Origin of the sequence: Streptomyces megasporus, assembly GCF_000718985.1 — a bacterium.
Taxonomy (GTDB): Bacteria; Actinomycetota; Actinomycetes; order Streptomycetales; family Streptomycetaceae; genus Streptomyces; species Streptomyces megasporus.
In genome coordinates this window covers 133,948-152,277 of record NZ_JODL01000003.1, presented here as the reverse complement: position 1 = coordinate 152,277, position 18,330 = coordinate 133,948, and the positions used below count along the sequence as shown (strand labels likewise).

The window sequence follows — 18,330 nt, the reverse complement described above, 5'->3', positions numbered from 1 at the left end:
CATGGGCGAGCCGACCACCACCACGTTCCCCCAGGAGATCATCGACCAGTGGGCCGGGCTCGGCGTCGACCTGCCCTCCCTGTTCTCCGCCGGGCACCTGGGCGAACGCATGGGGCTGACCATCGTGGAGGCCTCGCCCCAAAAGGTCGTCGGCACCCTCCCCGTCGAGGGCAACACCCAGCCCTACGGGCTGCTCCACGGCGGCGCCTCCGCCGTGCTGGCCGAGACCCTCGGCTCCGTCGGCGCCATGCTCCACGGCGGACCGAGCAAGATCGCCGTCGGCGTGGACCTCAACTGCACCCACCACCGCGGGCTGCGCTCCGGGGTGGTCACCGGCACCGCCACCCCGCTCCACCTGGGCCGGTCCACCACCACCTACGAGATCGCCGTCACCGACGAGCAGGGCCGCCGCGTGTGCTCCGCCCGCCTCACCTGCCTGCTGCGCGACGCCCCCGAAGGCGCCTACAACTGATCCTCCGCGCGGGAACCCCCGCCACGAGGGTTCTCCACGGCCCCACGGGTGCGCTTGAATACCGGCCCGGGCCGCCACCGGGGCGGCCGCACCGAAAGGGCACCGATCTTGCGGGCCATACGCCTGACACCCACCCGGAAGCGCACCGCGGCCGTCGCCACGGCCGCGGCCGCTCTCGCACTGGCCGCCGCGGTCCCCGCCACGGCGATCAGCTCCTACAACTCCGAACCCGCTCCCGAACGGACCGAGGTCGGGGCACTGGTCGTCACCCACGACCACGACGAGGACCCCGCCACCCCCGACCGGGTCGACTGGGTCTGCTCCGGGACGATGATCGACCGCGATACCTTCCTCACCGCCGCCCACTGCACCACCGACTGGCCGGCCGGCACCCGCTTCCACGTCTCCCTGGAGCAGGACGTGCAGGCCGCCCTCGACGCGGCTGCCGAGGAGCACCCGGGCGCCCCGGCCGCCGTCGCCGCGGCCGTCGCCGTCGAGGGCACCGAACACAACCACCCGGCCTACCCCGGCCCCTCCTCCGACACCCACGACATCTCGGTCGTCGAACTCCCCGCCGGCGAGATGGCACGGCGCTGGGACTTCACCCCGGCCACCCTGCCCACCGCCGGGCAACTCGAGGCCCTGAGCCCGGCCGCGCCGAACGGCACCGGCCTCACCGTCGTCGGCTACGGCACCCAGGAGGCCCAACGCGGCCCCGGCGGCCACACCCACCCCGGCGGCGGCGTGCGCATGAAGGCGCCCACCGGCTTCAACGCCCTCGACAAGACGTGGGTGCGGGTGTCCATGATCGGCGCCCGGGGCAACGGCGGCGCCTGCTACGGCGACTCCGGCGGCCCCAACTTCGCCGAGCTCGACGGCAAGCGCGTGCTGGCCGGCACCACCATCACCGGCGACGCCCCCTGCTACGCCACGAACGTCGCCTACCGCCTCGACACTCCCGGCGCCCGCGCCTTCCTCTCCCCCTACACCGACCTGCCCTGACAGGCGGGACGACGCGGTGCCGCAGCGGCTCCCCGGCCGCTGCGGCACCGTCGCGTGTGGAATCGGGAAAACGCCGCTACGCGGCCCCCTCGCCCAGATAGGCCGCCCGGACCCGGGGGTCGGACAGCAACTCGGCCGCTCCGCCCTCCATCGCCACCGACCCCGTCTCCAGCACATACCCGCGGTCCGCCATCCGGAGCGCCTGCGAGGCGTTCTGCTCCACCAGCAGCACCGTGGTGCCCTGCTCGTTGATCTCCTTGATGATCTCGAAGATCTGCTGCACGATCAGCGGCGCCAGGCCCATCGACGGCTCGTCCAGCAGCAGGACCTCCGGCTTGCCCATCAGCGCGCGACCGATCGCCAGCATCTGCTGCTCACCGCCGGAGAGCGTCCCACCGAGCTGGCTCTTGCGCTCCCCCAACCGCGGGAACAGCGTGAACACCCGATCCAGGTCGTCCTTGTCCACGGACTTGAACCGGTACGCCCCCATCTGGAGGTTCTCCCGGACCGTCATCCGCGGGAAGACCCCACGCCCCTCGGGAACGTGACCGATGCCGAACCGCACCAGGTCGTGCGACTTGATGCCGTCCACCCGCTCCCCGTGGAGCAACACCTGGCCCTCGCGCGGGGCGATCATCCCCGACGCGGTGCGCAGCGTGGTCGACTTCCCCGCGCCGTTGGCGCCCAGCAGGGCGACGACCTCACCCCGACGGACCGTCAGGTTGATGCCCTTCAGCGCCTCGATCGCACCGTAGAACACGTGCAGATCACGGAGTTCGAGCACCACCGGGGAGGTGGACTCGCCGCGCTCCGGCGCCTTCCTCGACTGCGTGGTGCCGCTCACTCGCGCTCCTCCGTGTCCCGCGCCTTCGGCCCGCCCGAGTCCGCCTCGGCGACCACCTCCGCCACCGCGGCCTCGTCCTCCTCGGTCACGGCGCCCAGGTACGCCTCGATCACCGCCGGGTCCTGCTGCACCTCCGACGGAGACCCCTCGGCGATCTTCTTGCCGAAGTTGAGCACCATCACCCGGTCCGCCACCGACATCACCAGCCGCATGTCGTGCTCGATCAACAGCACACTCACACCCGACTCGGTGTTGATCCGCCGGATCAGCTCCTCGAGCTCCAGCTTCTCCGTCGGGTTGGTGCCCGCCGCCGGCTCGTCCAGCAGCAGCACCTCCGGATCGGTCGCCAGCGCCCGCGCGATCTCCAGCCGCCGCTGATCGCCGTAGCTCAGCGCCCCCGCCAGCTCGTTGGCCTTGTCCAACAGGCCGACGAACGACAGCACCTCGTGCGCCCGACGGTCACTGGCCCGCTCCGCCTTCCGCGCGTTCGGCAGCCCCAACATGATCGACACCGGACCCGCCTTCAACCGCGTCTCCGCCGCGATCTTGACGTTCTCCAACGCCGTCAACGCGCCGAACAGCCGAATGTTCTGGAAGGTGCGTGCCAACCCCAGCCGGCTCACCACATGCGGCTTGGCCCCCAGCAACGAGTGCTCGCCGCCGGCCCGCGGACGGAAGAGGATCTTCCCCTCCTGCGGGACGTACGCCCCCGTCAGCGAGTTGAACAGCGACGTCTTGCCCGCGCCGTTGGGCCCGATCACCGCCAGGACCTCACCGCGCCGCATCCGCAGCTCGACGTTGTCCAGACTGGTCAGACCGCCGAACCGCAGCGTCACGCCCGACGTCTCCAGCACCAGGTCCCCCGGCCCGGCACCGTCCGCCGGCACCCGACCCGTCTTCGTCACCTCGGTGGTCACTGCTGCCTGCCTTCCGCCGGGCCGGTCGCGTCGGCTCCGCCGATCCCCGCCTCCGCCATCTCCAGCTCGCGCTTGCGGCGACGGGAGGGCAGCACGCCCTGCGGCCGGTAGATCATCATGACGACGAGCAAGGCCCCCAGGTACATGTAGCGGTCCTTCGGGTCCACCCACTCCCGCAGGGCCTCCGGCAGCCACACCAGGAACGCGGCACCGAAGATCACCCCGGGGATCGACCCCATGCCGCCGAAGACGACATAGGCCAGCACCAGGATCGACAGCAGGATCGCGAAGTTCTCCGGGTTGAAATACCCGACCTTGCTCGCGTACGCCACCCCCGCCACGCCGGAGGTCGACGCGCCGATCGCGAACGCCATCAGCTTGTACCGCACCGTGTTGACGCCCGTGGCCGCCGCGGCCACCTCGTCCTCGCGGATCGCGGTCCAGGCCCGGCCCACCTTGGAGTGCTCCAACCGCAGGAACAGGAAGAGCGCCAGCACGGTGAACCCGATCAGCACCCAGTAGTACGGCATCGGGTCCAGCTTCCACTCGTAGGAGAAGAAGCCCAGGTCGATGCTGAACCGCTCGACCTTGACACCGCGCACACCCTCCGTGACGCTCTCGGCGTTCTTCGCCATCAGGTAGACGATCTCGTGGAAACCGAGCGTCACGATCGCCAGGTAGTCACCGCGCAACCGCAGCACCGGCGCGCCCAGCAGCACCCCCGCCACCAGACAGGTGGCCACCGCGATCGGTATCACCAGGAAGTTGTTCAGCACCACCGGCGGCTGGACCGGCAGCGCGCCCGTCCAGTACGCCGCGCTGTACGCGCCGATGGCGAAGAACGCGATGAACCCCAGGTCCAGCAGACCGGCCCAGCCGATCACCACGTTCAAACCGATCGTCAGCAGCACGAAGATGGCGATCTGGTCCACCAACACCTGCTGCCAGTACCGCTCCAGCCCCAGCGGCCCGAACACCGCCAGCGCCAACCCGGCCAGCAGCACGCCGACCCGCAGGGAAGCGTTCGAACCCCACGCTTCGCGCACCGCCGCGAACGGCCCCGAGGCCGTCCGCTTCGTCCACTTCGCCGCACCGCTCGCCTGGTCGGAGAGGAACTCCCGCACCACCCAGACGAGCACCGCGATTCCCACCCAGAGCCACAGCCCGGGCCCGGTGAAGTCCTCCCGCAGCGCCAGGAACAGGTCCCGGGTGGTGCCCTCCTCGCCCGTCATCAGCGTGAAGGTCACCGCCAGCGCCAACAGGGCGCCCAACCGCCGCCAACGCGGCTCCTGGTACCAGTGCACCTTCCGCAACCTGGCCGCCGCCGACGGCGCCATCGACTCGTTCCGCGAGGACTCCGCCGGGGTCGAGGTCTTCATGCTCATGCCGTCCTCCCCAGACGCTCGCCGAGAATGCCGGTCGGACGGACCATCAACACCAACACCAGCACCACGAAGGCACCGACGTAACGCCAGTCGTCACCCCACAGGCCCACCGTCATGGTCTCCACCACGCCCAGCACCAGACCGCCGAGCATCGCACCGCGCACATTGCCGATGCCGCCCAGCACCGCCGCGGCGAACGCCGTGATGCCCGGCAGGAAGCCCATCGTGTACCAGACCTGGCTGTTGGTGCCGAACAGGAAACCGGCCGCACCGCCGAGCAGACCGCCGAGCACGAACGTCCGGGACACCACCTTGTCGATGTCCACGCCCATCAACGCCGCGACCTCGGGGTCCTGGGCCACCGCGCGGATGCCCGACCCCATCTTCGTGCGGTTCACCACGTAGTCCAGGAGGACCATCATCGCGACCGCCGACACCAGGATCAGGAGCTGGGTGACGGTCAACTCCGCGCCGAACACGGTCAGAGCCGTCCCGTTCTCGTACATCGCCGGCATCGGCAGCGCGTTGCGGCCGAACAGCTTGCCCGCCAGGTTGTACAGGAAGAACGAGGCGCCGATCGCGGTGATCAGGAACACCAGACGGGGCGCGTTGTGTCTGCGCAGCGGCCGGTACGCCACCCGCTCCAGACCGAAGGCGACCGCACCGCCCAACGCGGCGCCCGCCAACATGCCGATCGCGACGTAGAGGACCGAATTCATCCCCGAGGGCGTCGTCTCGGGTATCAGGGCGGTCAGGGCCAGAAGACCGCCGTAACCGCCGAACATGAACACTTCGCTGTGCGCGAAGTTCAGAAGCTGGAGCACGCCGTAGACCAGCGTGTAGCCGATGGCGATGACGGCATAGAGACTGCCGAGCACCACCCCTAGGACGAGGAAGTCCCAGAACTCACTGAGGGACATCGAACTGTCTTCCTTGTGGGAATGCGCCGCCGAGTCGTGCGTTCGGCATCGAGGGCGGCGGCCATGAGGAGCATGGAGACGGACCCGCGCTCACGGGATGAGGTCCGCCGGATGTCACACCGGTCGGCGCGGCGGGAGAGGCGCCGCGCCGACCGGCCGGAAGGTCAGTCGGCTCAGCCCACCAGATCGTCGACGCTGCCCTGGTACTCGATGCTGTCGCCCTTGACCTGGTACAGGTAGACGGTCTGGTTGGTGAACTCGCCCTTGTCGTCGAAGGAGAACTCCTTCGTCAGGCCCTTGTACTTCACCCCGCGCAGGGCGTCCACCAGCGCCTGGCGCTCGACACCGCCTTCCTCGTGGAGCTTCTTGATCTCCTCGATGATCATGTTGGTGACGTCGAACGACTCGGGCGAGTACGTACCCGGAGCCTGCTTGTACTTCTTCTCGTAGTCCGCGGCGAACTTCTTCGTCGCCTCCTCCTGGGTGGCGTCCGTGCACGCACAGGTCAGGAGCCACCCGTCCGAGGCGTCGCCCGCCAGCTCGATGAACTGCTGGTCGTTGGTGCCGTCATCCGACATCGCCACCCCGTCGAAGCCCGCTTCCTTGAGCTTCTTCGCGAACGGGCCCGCGTCCTGGTAGTAGCCGGCGTAGATCAGGGCGTCCGGCTTGTTCTTGACGACGTTCTTCGCCGCGGCGCTGTAGTCCGGGGTCTTCTGCGGAACGCTCTGGCGCACCACGTCCACACCGGCGTCCTTCAGGCTCTTCTCGGCGACGTCCGCCAGGCCGATGCCGTAGTCGGTCTTGTCGTCGACCACCACGACCTTCTCGACCTTCAGCTTGCTCGTCAGGTACTTCGCCATGCCGGCGCCCTGGCTGCTGTCGTTCGGCACCGCCCGCAGGAACGTCTCGTACCCCTTGGTGGTCAGGTCGGGACGCGTCGCCGACGCCGACACCGCGGCCAGCCCCGCCGCCCCGTACACCTCGGCGGCGGTGTCCGCCGGACCCGAGAACGCCGGACCGATCACCGCGACGACGTCCGTGTCGTCGATCGCCTTCTGCGCGGCGGCCGTGGCCTTGTCCGGCAGGCCCTGGTCGTCGGCCGGCACGTACTCGATCTTGAAGTCGAGGTCGCCCGAGGCGTTCGCCTGCTCGATGGCCAACTGGATGCCGTTCTCCATGTTCTGGCCGAGCTGGACGTTGTCACCGGAGAGGGGGCCCTGGAAGGCGATCTTGTAGACGTCGCCCCCGCTCCCGCTGTCTCCGCCGCCACACCCGGTGAGCGCGAGCGCGCCAACGGCCATGGGAATGGCCAGCTTGACGATGGTCTTGTTGAGCACGTGGAACCCCCTGGAACCCGCTCAGATCACGACGATCGCCGTACCGTCCCGGCGACGCGATCCGCACGTACACATGTGCGGCGTGGCCCGGAATCTATTGCCATGGGGGCTGACCAGACAGGTGAGAGCGGCAGATGTGATCTCCCTGTGACCTCCGCCATGCGCCGAAAACAGAACACTCCTTACCGGCCAGCGGACAGAAAGGGAAAGATCATCAGAGGCCGGACCAGTTGAAACGCAAACCACCTCGCCGGATTCCCCGCTTCCGGCAGCGTGCGGGCCCCGAAACGCCGCCCCACCTCGTCCCCCTCGCCCCCACGGCCGCTCCCCACACACGCGGCCACCGACAGCGCCGCGCCCCCGTCCCCCTTTCGCGACACATCACGGACGACGACCTCGCCACGCACCCCGGACACCCGCCACCGCCGACGTGCGACGGCACGGGGCCACGGCCGTCACCCCTGCTGCTTCTTCTCCTCCGCGTCCTGGATCACGGCCTCCGCCACCTGCCGCATCGACAGCCTGCGATCCATCGAGGTCTTCTGGATCCACCGGAACGCGGCCGGCTCGGTCAGTCCGTACTGCGTCTGCAACAGCCCTTTGGCCCTGTCCACCAGCTTCCGCGTCTCCAGCCGCTGGGTGAGGTCGGCGACCTCCTCCGACAGCACCTTCATCTCGTTGAACCGCGACACCGCCATCTCGATGGCCGGCACCACGTCGCTCTTGCTGAACGGCTTCACCAGATACGCCATCGCCCCCGCGTCGCGCGCCCGCTCCACCAGTTCGCGCTGTGAGAACGCGGTCAGCATCAGCACCGGGGCGATGGCCTCCTCGGCGATCCTCTCGGCCGCCGAGATCCCGTCCAGCACGGGCATCTTCACGTCCAGGATCACCAGGTCGGGGCGGTGCTTCCGGGCCAGCTCCACGGCGGTCTGCCCGTCCCCCGCCTCCCCGACGACGGTGTAGCCCTCCTCCTCCAGCATCTCTTTGAGGTCCAGCCGGATCAGCGCCTCGTCCTCGGCGATGACGACCCTCGTCGTCTCCGGCGGGACGTGCGCCCGCTCACCGGCGTCGCCGCCGTTCTCGCTGCTGATGGGCTCGGGGATGTCCGCGGTGCTCACTGGGCTCCTCGTCTTCCGGCCAAGATGGGACTTCCGAGACTACCCAGCTGATGGCACGGCCGGTTACCCGGTACACTCACGAAGCAGCACCCTGGCCGGGTTGGCGGAACAGGCAGACGCTGATGTCTCAAACACATCTGCCCGAGAGGGCGTGCGGGTTCGAGTCCCGCACCCGGCACTCTTCACGTCTGTAAGTGGACTCTCACGTTCTCGTGAATCGTCCGTATTTGCACTTACCGCGCAGGCGCGACCACGCACGGTAGTGTCATGGAGTTTCATGGCATCAAGGTTCGCGAGAAGGCGCTGGCCCTCCTCCAGGAAGGCGTGAAGAATGCCGAGGTGGCCCGCCGACTGAACGTTCCCAAGGGGACCGTCGGCTACTGGTTGCACACGGAACGCGCGCGGCGGGGGAACCTTCCGGGGCGCCCGGAGCGGCCCTGCCCCCGATGCGACGGCAGGGAACTCGACGAAGCCGCTTACGCGTATCTCCTCGGCCTCTACCTGGGGGACGGGCACATCGTCCGGTACTCGGGGCACCGAGTGCCCAACCTCATGATCACTTGCTCCGAGGACTGGCCGGGGTTGATCGACGCCTGCGAAGCGGCGATGCGAGCGGTCTTCCCCGGGAATTCCGTGTGCCGCGTCCGCAAGACCGGTTGTCGTAACGTAAAGGTCTATTCCCGACATCTGGAGTGCCTTTTCCCTCAGCACGGACCGGGAAAGAAGCACAATCGACGCATCGCACTCGAGTCCTGGCAACAGAGGATCGTCGACGAACACCCTTGGGAGCTGATTCGAGGACTCGTTCACGCCGACGGTTGCCGTGTCACCAATTGGACGGTCCGAACCGTCGGAGGCGAACGGAAGCGTTACGAGTACCCGCGGTACTTCTTCGCCAACAAGTCCCGGGACATCCTGCGGGTGTACACGGAGGCCCTCGACAGGGTCGGCGTGGAGTGGAAAACGGCTCGCCGCCGGACAGGAGTGTGCGACGTCTCCGTGGCCCGTCGGGCGTCCGTGGCGTTGATGGACGCGCACATCGGGCCCAAGCACTGAGCGGTGTCGCGGCGCGGTGCGCGGGGCGGGCGCGGTCGTGAGGGGAGTCCCGGTCACCGCTGGCGCGAGGCGGCGACCGGGGCTCCCGGCCTGTGGGGTGGGGTCACCGGAGGGTGGGGTTCTCCCCGATGTGGTGGACGCGGACCATGTTGGTGGTGCCGGGGACCCCGGGCGGGGAACCCGCGGTGATGATCACCTTGTCCCCCTTCTGGCAGCGCCCGATCCTCAGGAGTTGTTCGTCGACCTGCCGGACCATCTCGTCGGTGCTCTGCACGGTGGGCCCGAGGAAAGTCTCCACGCCCCAGGTGAGGTTGAGTTGGGCACAGGTGGACGGGTCCGGGGTGAAGGCGAGGACGGGGATGGGCGAGCGGTAGCGGGACAGCCGGCGGACGGTGTCGCCGGACTGGGTGAAGGCCACGAGGAACTTGGCGCCGAGGAAGTCGCCCATCTCGGCCGCGGCGCGGGCCACGGCGCCGCCCTGGGTGCGGGGTTTGCCGTCCTCGGTGAGTGGGGGGAGACCCTTGGCGAGCATGTCCTCCTCGGCGGCGGCGACGATCTTCCCCATGGTCTTGACCGTCTCCACGGGGTGTTTGCCGACGCTGGTCTCCCCGGAGAGCATCACGGCGTCGGTTCCGTCCATGACGGCGTTGGCCACGTCGGACGCCTCGGCGCGGGTGGGGCGGGAGGAGTCGATCATCGAGTCGAGCATCTGGGTGGCGACGATGACCGGTTTGGCGTTGCGTCGGGCGAGTTTGACGGCGCGTTTCTGCACCAGCGGGACGGTCTCCAGGGGCATTTCGACACCGAGGTCTCCGCGGGCGACCATGAGGCCGTCGAACGCGGCGACGATGTCGTGGAGATTCTCCACCGCCTGGGGCTTCTCGATCTTGGCGATGACGGGGAGGTGGCGCCCCTCCTCCTTCATGACGCGGTGGACGTCGGCTATGTCGCGTCCGCTGCGGACGAAGGAGAGGGCGATGACGTCCACGCCCGTGCGCAGCGCCCAGCGCAGGTCCTCGACGTCCTTGTCGGAGAGGGCTGGTACGGAGACGGCGACGCCGGGGAGGTTGAGTCCCTTGTGGTCGGAGACCATGCCGCCTTCGGTGACCCTGGTGCGGACGCGGGGGCCGTCGACGGCGGTGACCTCCAGGGCGACGCGGCCGTCGTCGACGAGGATGGTCTCTCCGGGGGACACGTCGTCGGCGAGGCCTTCGTAGGTGGTGCCGCACTGTTCGCGGTCGCCCTCGACGTCCTCGGTGGTGATGGTGAAATCGTCTCCGCGTTCAAGGAGTACGGGGCCTTCGCGGAATCGCCCGAGTCGGATTTTCGGGCCTTGAAGGTCGGCGAGGACTCCGACGCTGCGGCCTGTCGCTTCGGACGCCTGGCGCACTCGCCGGTGGCGCTCCTCGTGCTCGGCGTGGCTGCCGTGGCTGAGGTTGAGTCGGGCGACGTCCATTCCGGCTTCCACGAGCGTCTTGATCTGCTCGTATGAGTCGGTGGCGGGCCCGAGTGTGCAGACGATTTTCGCGCGGCGCATGACATTGAAGCCTATGGCGTACCGACGGGTAGGGAACTGTGGGAGGTCTACTGTTCAACACTCGTTATCCATAGGGCCGTTCACAACTTGAAAATGCGCGGGGAGGCGCTCGAATGAGCATTTCCGGCTGTCCCGGCGGCATATTCGTCGATGAAATGCCGTTTCCCCTCGGCTCGTTCGCCGGAATCCATCGGAGGAGCGCGACGGTGGTCGACGGGCGCGGGCACGGCGGCCGTCTCGGCGCGGTTCACTTCGGTGGTCCGGCGCCCGGCGCGCTCGGGATGCCGGGTGTCCCCAGGGCTCCGAACGGATCGGCCCACCTTGCTCCACGCTGTTATGATCCGGTTACTTTCAGTGCCCGTTTGCGGCAAGGGGGACGCATGTCATTCGACGAGGAGTGGGCCGCTCTGGTGGCCAAGGCCTCGGACGCGAACGGCACTCGGACGCGGTTGAACAAGGCCGATCCGGGTGGCGGTGGCGGAACGTCGGACCTGTCGGTCGTCCAGGACGAACTGGGCGCGATCGGTCATGACGCGTACGAGTTGTTCGGCCGTCTGCGGAAGGACGGCGACACCGCTCGCGAGTCCAGCGACACCGCCGCCTCCACTCTCAAGAAGAGCAACTTCACCCTGGGCGAGGAGCTCGGCCTCACCGTCGACATGTGGGGATCCCAGCTCAAGACGCTGCTGCAGTCCTGCGCGCACATCTCCAACCACCTCGACTACAGCGCGAAGTCCTACGCCAAGGAGGACAAGGAGATCGAGGCACAGATGCGACACCGCGACGGCTCGGCCATGTCGGTGTCCGAGATCGAGCGGTACTACAAGTAGGTGGGGAAGTAGGCGGGGATCGAGAAGCCATCATGCCCAAACTGACGTACAGCGACCTGTACACCGTCTCCCTCTCCGACCTGTCGGCGGCGGTCGCGGACTGGGAGTCGATGGTCACCAAGCTGGAGAAGTTGGCGGACGACGCCCGCTCCGGCATGGTGGCCAAGGCCGACAAGGCCCAGTGGAGAGGCGAGAACGCCGGCGTCACCAAGCCGTTCGTCCACAAGACCGCCAAGGAGTTCGACGACGCGGCGGCCCAGGCCGAGAGCATCAAGAACGTTCTCAGCGACGCCCACTCCGACCTGTTGTCCGTCCAGTCGGACCTGAAGGAAGCGGTCAGGGACGGCCGTGAGCAGGGCATCAGGGTGACGGACAACGGCGACGGGACCGTGAAGTGCGTCGTGGAACGCACCCCGTACGGCACCGACCCCGACGCCGAGGAGCATCTGCGGCGAATGGAGAAGACCGGCCGCGATCTGGAGCGCCGGATCAACCGACTGATCGCGCATGCGGAGGAGATCGACGACTCGGCGGCCCGGGCGCTGAAGAAGAGTCACGGCGGCGACACTCACAACTTCGGCCACGCGAAGTACTCGTCGTTGGACGACGCACAGGCCGAGCGGGCTCTGGAGTTGGCGGCTCTCGGCCCCGATATGACCAAGGGACAGTACACCGAACTGAACACGCTGTTGAAGTTCAACGCCAGGGATCCGGAGTTCTCCACCTCCTTCTACAAGGGACTGGGTGGTCCGGAAGAGGCCCTGCGCTTCTACGGCCGTATGTCGCACGACGGCACCCAGGGCGACGACAAGGAGCGACTGGCGCTGGCCCGGGATCTCCAACGCCACATGGGGGTGGCGCTCGCCACGGCCACCGATCCGGACAGCAAGACGCACCTTCCCTCCAGTTGGGGCAAGGAGTTCCGTGAACTCGGCACCAAGGAGATCGAGTTGGAGCCGGGCGCGGTCAACAGGTCGTACGGGTACCAGGTCCTCGGCGGGCTGCTGCGCCACGGGAACTACGACGCGGACTTCCTCACCCCGATCGCGGAGCACATCACCCAGCTCCACCACGAGGAGCCGATGCGGTTCATGTCGACCAAGCCGATCGGCGGGGGCGACTTGGACTTCGGTTTCAACCCGTCGGGCAAGGGCGGTTCCGGCTACGACCCGCTGACGAGCGTGCTGGAGGCGTTGGGGCACAGTCCGGAGGCGGCCGAGAGGTTCTTCACAGGCATGCCGACGGTGTACCTGGAGGACGGCACCGTCAACCCCGACAAAAACGCGAAGCTGGATTACACGTACCTGGAGGAGTTCCTCAAGGAGGACTTCAAGTGGCCGCCGGACACCCTGGCGATGCCGGGTGCGGACGGTTCCGAGGACGCCTTCCAGCACGGACCCAACGCGCTCGGCCACGCGTTGGAGGCGGCCACCACCGGGCGCGCGTACGACAGCGAGTCGACCGAGCCGGTCGAACACACGGAAGAGCGTGTGGAACTCACCAAGAAGCTGGTGTCGCACTTCGGTGAACATCCCGAGTTGATCCGCCGCAACGAGAGCGGGGAGGCGGAGGATCTGAAGACCGGGCCGCTCCACACCCTGCGGGACAGCCTGGGCAACATCACCGCCGAGTACATGGGCGATTTCCAGCGCACGATGTACGGGGACGACGTGTCGTCGGACCGTTTTCCGGTCAAGGGTGTGCCGGCGGTTTTCGGGGATCCGAGTCAAGTGAAGCAGTTCCTCGCCGAGGTGGGTCAGGACCCGGACGCTTATGGCGCCATCACCAACGCCCAGCAGGCGTACACGTCGATGATGGTCGACGACGTCATCAATGGGAAGAGCGAGTCGACGGTGCCGGTGAGCGAGCGGGTGCGCACCGCGGTCGCTCCCGGCGCCGTGATCGCGGGCATCATGAGCGAGGCCCGGGCGGATGCCATCCTGGACTACCACGTGGCATCGGCCAAGGACTACAACGAGGCAGCGGCCGACAAGGGCAAGTGGGTCACCCGCATCGTCGAGTTGGGCACCTCGGCCATTCCGGCCCGCGTTCCGGTGGTGGGTGACGCCATCAACTGGATGGCCGAGGACATCGCCGAGAGCGTGGTGAAGAGCGTCGAGAAGGATGTCGTCGAAAAGGAGAACGACGGAATTCGCTCTTACGATCAGGCTCGTATGGCGGCCATTGATTCGGCCAAGGAGGCCGTTCTGCGCGCAGCGGCCGGCCATCCCGATCTCAACATGGACACCATCAAGGATCTTCAGGCGACAGCCGGCACACAAGTGGGCAACAGTCACAGCGAGGGGGCCAATTTGAAAGCTTCCGGAGACGCGTCATGAGCTTGGTCCCTTCCATTGGCTTCCGCACGGCCGTCCCACTGGTCTTCGGTCTCTCCTTGTTGGCGAGCGGGTGCGGAACCGAGGAAGAGAAACGAGAGTACGCTGTTCCGGAGTCGTTGTGCGACCTGGACATCGGCGCCGGATTGATCGAGCCTTTTCTGCCTACGGGAAAGCGGATAAGTCAGGTTCCCGACGACGATGGAACCGACTGGTCCTGTGATGTTTCAGTGGACGACAAGGACGTTTTCCAAATGACCTGGGAGTGGTGGGAACCCGGCTGGTCGGCGCGGCGCTTCGCCCCCTCTCAGGCTTATGTGAAGCCGGAGTACGAGGCCGCCGACAAGTCGTACGTGTACTCCGACAGGGGTGCGGTCACCGCTGTGCGCTGCACCGAGCAGGGGAAGAAGTGGGATGTTTTCCTCGTGGCCAGGGTGAGGAATACGGGCGTGTCGAACGCGGAGGCCATGGAGAAGTTCATCACCGCGTACCGCGAGGAGTTCCTGAGAAGCGATCCGTGCGCCGACCTGTGAACCGGGGGCCGGGTCCCGTCCGTGTCGGGCGGGGCCCGGCGCCTTCCGCGGGTCAGTGCGCCTTCCGCACCCGTAGGGCGCGGGCGAGGTCGTCGAGTTCGTCGGCTAGTGGGCGGCGCAGGGCGGGGACGAGGGTGGCGTCCGTCAGGCACCGCTCCCCCAGTGCCAGGGTGTCGGCGTCGGTGAAGGGGTGCGGGAAGCCGTACCGGGCCAAGGCCTGGGCGATGGCCGGGCCGCGGCGGTCGGCGAGGGCGGGGGCCTGTGCGAAGTAGCGGGGGACGTAGTCCTTCAGCACATCATGTTGTTCGGGGTGCCAGAAGCCCTGGAAGGTGGCGGTGAACAGGTAGTTGGAGAGGGTGTCGGATTCGTCGAACAGGGCTTGCCAGGCGGCTTCCTTGGCGGCGGGGTCCGGGAGGGCGGCGCGGCAGCGGGCGGCGCCCTCGGCTCCGGTGGCGCTGGGGTCGGCTTCGAGGGCGGTGTCGATGTCGGCGGGGCCGATGGCGCCGAGGACGGCGAGGCGGTGGAGCAGTCGCCAGCGCAGTTCGTGGTCGAGGGGTAGGCCGCCGGGGAGGGTGTCGGTGGTCCACCAGCGGTGGAGGTCGTCGGGGTTCGTGGCGCTGTCGACGAGGGTGCGGACGGCGGTCAGGTGGACTCCGCTGTCCTCTCCGTCGGCCGGGGTGTTCTCCAGCAGGGTGTGGGCGAGGTCGGTGAGGGTTTCCAGCGCCGTGGTGCGCCGCCGTGGTGGCAGGTAGCGGTCGGCGATCTCGTGGCGGGCGAAGGCGAGCACGCCGGAGACGATGGCGTTGTCGGTCTCGTGGGGCAGTTGGGTGCGGGCGGTGTCCAGGTGGTCGCCGGGCGGGAGTTCGCCGTCGCGGACCATGTCGCGGGCGGCGTTCCAGACGGTGGCGCGGGTCAGCGGGTCGGGCAGGCCGGACAGGTGGTGTCGGGCGGTCCGCCAGGATTCCTCGTCGAGGCGGACCTTGGCGTAGGTGAGGTCGCGGTCGTTGAGGAGGACGAGGTCGGGGCGGGGACCGTCGACGGGGTGGGTGTGCCGGTCGTCGTCGGCGGCCAGGTCGATCTCCAGGGGGTCACGCGGCACCAGGGTTCCGCTTCCGTCGCCGGCCAGGTCGTACAGGCCGACGGCGATGCGGTGGGGGCGGTCGCCGGTGTGGGTGATCTCCAGGCGTGGGGGCCGGCCGGTGGTGTCCTCGTCGACGGTGGGGGCGACGGTGGGGGTGAGGGTGTCGACGCCGCTGGTGCGCAGCCAGCGGTCGGCCCAGGCGCGGACGTCGCGGCCGGAGGCGCGGGTCAGGGAGTCGACGAGGTCGGCGAGGGTCGCGTTGCCGAAGCGGTGGCGGGCGAAGTGGTCGTTGACGCCGGCGAGGAAGGTCTTCTCGCCGAGCCAGGCGACGAGTTGGCGCAGGGCGCTCGCGCCCTTGGCGTAGGAGATGCCGTCGAAGTTGAGCAGGGCGGACGCGGTGTCGGGCACCGCGTCGGGTTCGGGGGCGACGGGGTGGGTGGAGGGGCGCTGGTCGGCGTCGTAGCCCCAGGCCTTGCGGCGGATCGCGAAGTCGGTCCAGGTGTCGGTGAAGTCGGTGGCCTCGGCGAGGATCTGGTAGCCCATGTACTCGGCGAAGGACTCGTTGAGCCAGATGTCGTCCCACCAGCGGAGGGTGACCAGGTCGCCGAACCACATGTGGGCCATCTCGTGGGCGATGGTCACGCCTCGGGTCTGCCGCTGGGTGTCGGTGACGGCGGAGCGGAAGACGTACTCGTCGCGGAGGGTGACCAGTCCGGGGTTCTCCATGGCGCCGGCGTTGAACTCGGGGACGAACGCCTGGTCGTAGGAGTCGAAGGGGTAGGGCTCGTCGAAGATCTCGTGGTAGCGGTCGAAGCAGCGGCGGGTGATGTCGAGGAGTTCTTCGGCGTCGGCGTCGAGGTGGGGGGCGAGGGACTGCCGTACGTGGAGGCCGAAGGGGATGCCGGCGTGTTCGGTGCGCACCGAGTGCCAGGGGCCGGCGGCCACGGCGACGAGGTAGGTGCTCAGGGGTGGGGTGGTGGCGCACTTCCAGCGGCCGGGCTCGTCCTGGACGCGGTGGGCGGTGCCGTTGCCGAGGACGGTCCAGTCCTCGGGGGCGGTGACGGCGACGGTGAAGGGGGCCTTGAGGTCGGGCTGGTCGAAGGCCGCGAAGACGAGGGGTGCCTCGTTCTGGAAGCACATGGTGTAGAGGTAGGTGCGGCCGTCGGCGGGGTCGGTGAAGCGGTGCATGCCCTCGCCGGTGCGGGAATAGGGCATGTCGGCCTCGACGCGCAGTTCGTGGTCGCCTGCGGTGAGTCCGGTCAGGGGCAGGCGTCCGTCGGCGAGGGTGGCGGGGTCGAGGTCGTGTCCGTCGAGGACGGCCCGGTGGAGGGTGTGGGGCCGCACCTCGACGAAGGTGTCGCCGGCTTCGCGGGTGGTGAAGCGGACGGTGGTGGTGGAACCGAAGGTCTCCTCGCCACGGGTGAGGTCGAGGTCGATCGCGTAGTGCTGGACGTCGAGGAGGCGGGCGCGGTGGCGGGCCTCGTCGTGGGTGAGTGCGGGCATGGGGTCATGCTGCCGTACGCGCTCGAGGGGGTCCCGGCCGGTCGTCATGTCGTCGTCGGGTCGTCGTCGGGCGGTGGGCTACCTCCCCGGTTCTTCCTCCCGCTCCCCCGTCTGGGTGTCCTCCGCGATCCGCTCGTGGTGCCGGATCACCTCGGCGATGATGAAGTTGAGCAGCTTCTCGGCGAACGCGGGGTCGAGTTTGGCGCTCTCGGCGAGGCCGCGCAGGCGGGCGATCTGGCTGGCCTCGCGGGCGGGGTCGGCGGGGGGCAGGTTGTGTTCGGCCTTGAGCCGGCCGACCTGTTGGGTGCATTTGAAGCGCTCGGCGAGCATGTGCACCACGGCGGCGTCGATGTTGTCGATGCTGTCGCGCAGTCGGGTGAGCTCGGCGCGCACCGCCGGGTCGATCTCACTGTCGGTCATGGTCATCGACTCTATGCGCTTGTGCGCGTGCGCTCGGCCACGGGTGGTCCGCCGCCGTACAGTGGGCATCAGGCGGCCCGACGACCCACGGGAGGCGGTGGGGCGCATGGCGGTGCGCGGTGGTGGCCCCGGGGGTTCGCGCAGCCCCGTCGAGCACGGTTTTCCGCATCTTCCGACGGTGCGGGAGGCGATCACGGCGTTGTACCGGCGGTTGTCGTACGAGACGGTCCGTACCTTCGATGTCAGTGTGGCCGCGGGTGACGTGGCCTTCGCGGACGTCGACGAGCTGTACACGGGTGCGCAGCGGGTGGCGCGGGTGCTGGTGCGGCACCTGCGGTTGCCGGAGGCGCGGCTGGTGGTGAGCTTCCGCGACATGGAGTACGCGGCGAACGTGGAGCCGGCGGCGGGGCCGGAGTACTTCGTGGAGTTGAACTCGCGGTTCAAGAGTCACCGTCGTGACATCGGGGCGGCGCTGGCTCACGAGGTGACGCACGTCTGGTTGCACCGGCTGGGGCTGTCGTTCCCCGGGGTGCGGGACAACGAGATCCTCACCGACACGGTGACGGCGTACCTGGGGTCGGGGTGGCTGTTGCTGGACGCCTTCCGGGAGGACGGGCTGACCTCGCAGAAGCTGGGGTATCTGACGCCGGAGGAGTTCGGTTACGTGCTGGCCAAGCGGGCGGAGGTGTTCGGGGAGGACCCGGCGCCGTGGTTCACCAGTCCGCAGGCGTACGAGGCGTATGTGCGGGGGCGGGAGGTGGCGCGTCGGGACGCGCGGCGTCCGCCGCTGGTGGCCTGCGGCTGGGCGGGGCGGCACCGGTACGCCTGGGACCGGCGGTACGCGCGGACGCATCCGGAGGAGACGCCGTTCCCGCCTCGTGATCCCGAGGGGGGTTACGTCTTCGAGTCGTGTTCGCCGCTGCGGGTGTCGTTCGCGTGTCCGACGTGTCTGCAGCGTGTCCGGGTGCCGGTGCGCGGGCGGGTGCGGGCGCGGTGCGGGTTGTGTCGCAGCGTCCTGGAGTGCGACACCTGAGAC

16 protein-coding genes and 1 tRNA gene are annotated in these 18,330 nt (G+C 68.6%); 8 read left to right on the top strand and 9 right to left on the bottom strand.

The genetic code is table 11. The annotated features are described in order from the left end of the window. Position 1 precedes the first annotated feature (1 nt). Together IF47_RS0104230 and IF47_RS0104225 are read left to right on the top strand one after the other, a co-directional pair. The gene (locus tag IF47_RS0104230; protein WP_031506729.1) at positions 2–472 is read left to right on the top strand and encodes a PaaI family thioesterase; all 471 of its coding nucleotides are present in this window, start codon (positions 2–4) and stop codon (positions 470–472) included. A 108-nt stretch (positions 473–580) separates the two neighbouring features. Then, positions 581–1,474: a trypsin-like serine protease gene (locus tag IF47_RS0104225; RefSeq protein ID WP_245640990.1), complete on the top strand. Its 894-nt coding sequence runs from the start codon at positions 581–583 to the stop codon at positions 1,472–1,474. Positions 1,475–1,550: 76 nt separating this feature from the next. On the opposite strand, the gene IF47_RS0104220 is transcribed toward IF47_RS0104225, so the two are convergent. From IF47_RS0104220 to IF47_RS0104190, 6 genes are all read right to left on the bottom strand, one after another. Further along, entirely contained in the window at positions 1,551–2,318 is a 768-nt protein-coding gene (locus IF47_RS0104220; protein ID WP_031506727.1) for an ABC transporter ATP-binding protein, read from the bottom strand. Next, on the bottom strand, positions 2,315–3,235 hold the full coding sequence (locus tag IF47_RS0104215; RefSeq protein WP_051716962.1) for an ABC transporter ATP-binding protein: 921 nt from the start codon (positions 3,233–3,235) through the stop codon (positions 2,315–2,317). The genes IF47_RS0104220 and IF47_RS0104215 overlap by 4 nt, the downstream gene beginning before the upstream one ends. Further along, positions 3,232–4,620, bottom strand: coding sequence for a branched-chain amino acid ABC transporter permease (locus tag IF47_RS0104210; RefSeq protein WP_342667215.1), 1,389 nt, complete (start codon positions 4,618–4,620; stop codon positions 3,232–3,234). Before IF47_RS0104210 ends, IF47_RS0104215 begins: the two co-directional genes overlap by 4 nt. Next, positions 4,617–5,540 (bottom strand): branched-chain amino acid ABC transporter permease, encoded by a 924-nt coding sequence (locus tag IF47_RS0104205; protein ID WP_031506722.1) that lies wholly within the window; start codon positions 5,538–5,540, stop codon positions 4,617–4,619. The genes IF47_RS0104210 and IF47_RS0104205 overlap by 4 nt, the downstream gene beginning before the upstream one ends. A gap of 173 nt (positions 5,541–5,713) precedes the next feature. Next, entirely contained in the window at positions 5,714–6,877 is a 1,164-nt protein-coding gene (locus IF47_RS0104200) for a branched-chain amino acid ABC transporter substrate-binding protein (RefSeq protein ID WP_031506720.1), read from the bottom strand. Between the two features lie 455 nt (positions 6,878–7,332). Beyond that, positions 7,333–7,983: an ANTAR domain-containing response regulator gene (locus IF47_RS0104190; protein WP_106982483.1), complete on the bottom strand. Its 651-nt coding sequence runs from the start codon at positions 7,981–7,983 to the stop codon at positions 7,333–7,335. Positions 7,984–8,092: 109 nt separating this feature from the next. On the opposite strand from IF47_RS0104190, the gene IF47_RS0104185 reads away from it, so the two are divergent. Then, positions 8,093–8,176 (top strand) — tRNA-Leu (locus IF47_RS0104185). 89 nt (positions 8,177–8,265) lie between these two features. Continuing rightward, positions 8,266–9,054, top strand: coding sequence for a helix-turn-helix domain-containing protein (locus tag IF47_RS0104180; RefSeq protein WP_031506716.1), 789 nt, complete (start codon positions 8,266–8,268; stop codon positions 9,052–9,054). Between the two features lie 103 nt (positions 9,055–9,157). Here IF47_RS0104180 and pyk read toward each other — a convergent pair whose 3' ends face one another. After that, positions 9,158–10,591, bottom strand: coding sequence for a pyruvate kinase (gene pyk / locus IF47_RS0104175; RefSeq protein WP_031506714.1), 1,434 nt, complete (start codon positions 10,589–10,591; stop codon positions 9,158–9,160). 380 nt (positions 10,592–10,971) lie between these two features. Here pyk and IF47_RS0104170 point away from each other — a divergent pair, with 380 nt between their 5' ends. Genes IF47_RS0104170 through IF47_RS0104160 form a run of 3 tightly spaced genes read left to right on the top strand, consistent with a single transcriptional unit; the run spans position 10,972 to position 14,290 of the window. Further along, a complete protein-coding gene (locus IF47_RS0104170) occupies positions 10,972–11,421 on the top strand; it encodes a hypothetical protein (RefSeq protein WP_031506713.1) in 450 nt (149 codons plus the stop codon). A gap of 32 nt (positions 11,422–11,453) precedes the next feature. After that, positions 11,454–13,760 (top strand): DUF6571 family protein, encoded by a 2,307-nt coding sequence (locus IF47_RS0104165; RefSeq protein ID WP_031506706.1) that lies wholly within the window; start codon positions 11,454–11,456, stop codon positions 13,758–13,760. Then, positions 13,757–14,290, top strand: coding sequence for a hypothetical protein (locus IF47_RS0104160; protein WP_031506705.1), 534 nt, complete (start codon positions 13,757–13,759; stop codon positions 14,288–14,290). Before IF47_RS0104165 ends, IF47_RS0104160 begins: the two co-directional genes overlap by 4 nt. 52 nt (positions 14,291–14,342) lie before the next feature. Here the strand turns inward: IF47_RS0104160 and pepN are convergent, their stop codons facing one another. After that, complete coding sequence (gene pepN / locus IF47_RS0104155; protein ID WP_031506703.1) at positions 14,343–16,874, bottom strand: aminopeptidase N; 2,532 nt, start codon at positions 16,872–16,874, stop codon at positions 14,343–14,345. A 78-nt stretch (positions 16,875–16,952) separates the two neighbouring features. After that, on the bottom strand, positions 16,953–17,294 hold the full coding sequence (locus IF47_RS0104150) for a chorismate mutase (RefSeq protein ID WP_031506702.1): 342 nt from the start codon (positions 17,292–17,294) through the stop codon (positions 16,953–16,955). Between the two features lie 106 nt (positions 17,295–17,400). Between IF47_RS0104150 and IF47_RS0104145 the strand changes: the two genes are divergently transcribed. Then, positions 17,401–18,327: a hypothetical protein gene (locus IF47_RS0104145; RefSeq protein ID WP_037731909.1), complete on the top strand. Its 927-nt coding sequence runs from the start codon at positions 17,401–17,403 to the stop codon at positions 18,325–18,327. The last annotated feature ends 3 nt before the right edge of the window (positions 18,328–18,330 follow it).

What these genes read in the sequence shown, in the direction of transcription:
- IF47_RS0104230 (WP_031506729.1), top strand. Translation starts at nt 2, where the DNA reads ATGGGCGAGCCGACCACCACCACGTTCCCCCAGGAGATCATCGACCAG.
- IF47_RS0104210 (WP_342667215.1), bottom strand. Translation starts at nt 4,620, where the DNA reads ATGAGCATGAAGACCTCGACCCCGGCGGAGTCCTCGCGGAACGAGTCG.
- IF47_RS0104205 (WP_031506722.1), bottom strand. Translation starts at nt 5,540, where the DNA reads ATGTCCCTCAGTGAGTTCTGGGACTTCCTCGTCCTAGGGGTGGTGCTC.
- IF47_RS0104180 (WP_031506716.1), top strand. Translation starts at nt 8,266, where the DNA reads ATGGAGTTTCATGGCATCAAGGTTCGCGAGAAGGCGCTGGCCCTCCTC.
- pyk (WP_031506714.1), bottom strand. Translation starts at nt 10,591, where the DNA reads ATGCGCCGCGCGAAAATCGTCTGCACACTCGGGCCCGCCACCGACTCA.
- IF47_RS0104170 (WP_031506713.1), top strand. Translation starts at nt 10,972, where the DNA reads ATGTCATTCGACGAGGAGTGGGCCGCTCTGGTGGCCAAGGCCTCGGAC.
- IF47_RS0104165 (WP_031506706.1), top strand. Translation starts at nt 11,454, where the DNA reads ATGCCCAAACTGACGTACAGCGACCTGTACACCGTCTCCCTCTCCGAC.
- IF47_RS0104160 (WP_031506705.1), top strand. Translation starts at nt 13,757, where the DNA reads ATGAGCTTGGTCCCTTCCATTGGCTTCCGCACGGCCGTCCCACTGGTC.
- pepN (WP_031506703.1), bottom strand. Translation starts at nt 16,874, where the DNA reads ATGCCCGCACTCACCCACGACGAGGCCCGCCACCGCGCCCGCCTCCTC.
- IF47_RS0104150 (WP_031506702.1), bottom strand. Translation starts at nt 17,294, where the DNA reads ATGACCGACAGTGAGATCGACCCGGCGGTGCGCGCCGAGCTCACCCGA.
- IF47_RS0104145 (WP_037731909.1), top strand. Translation starts at nt 17,401, where the DNA reads ATGGCGGTGCGCGGTGGTGGCCCCGGGGGTTCGCGCAGCCCCGTCGAG.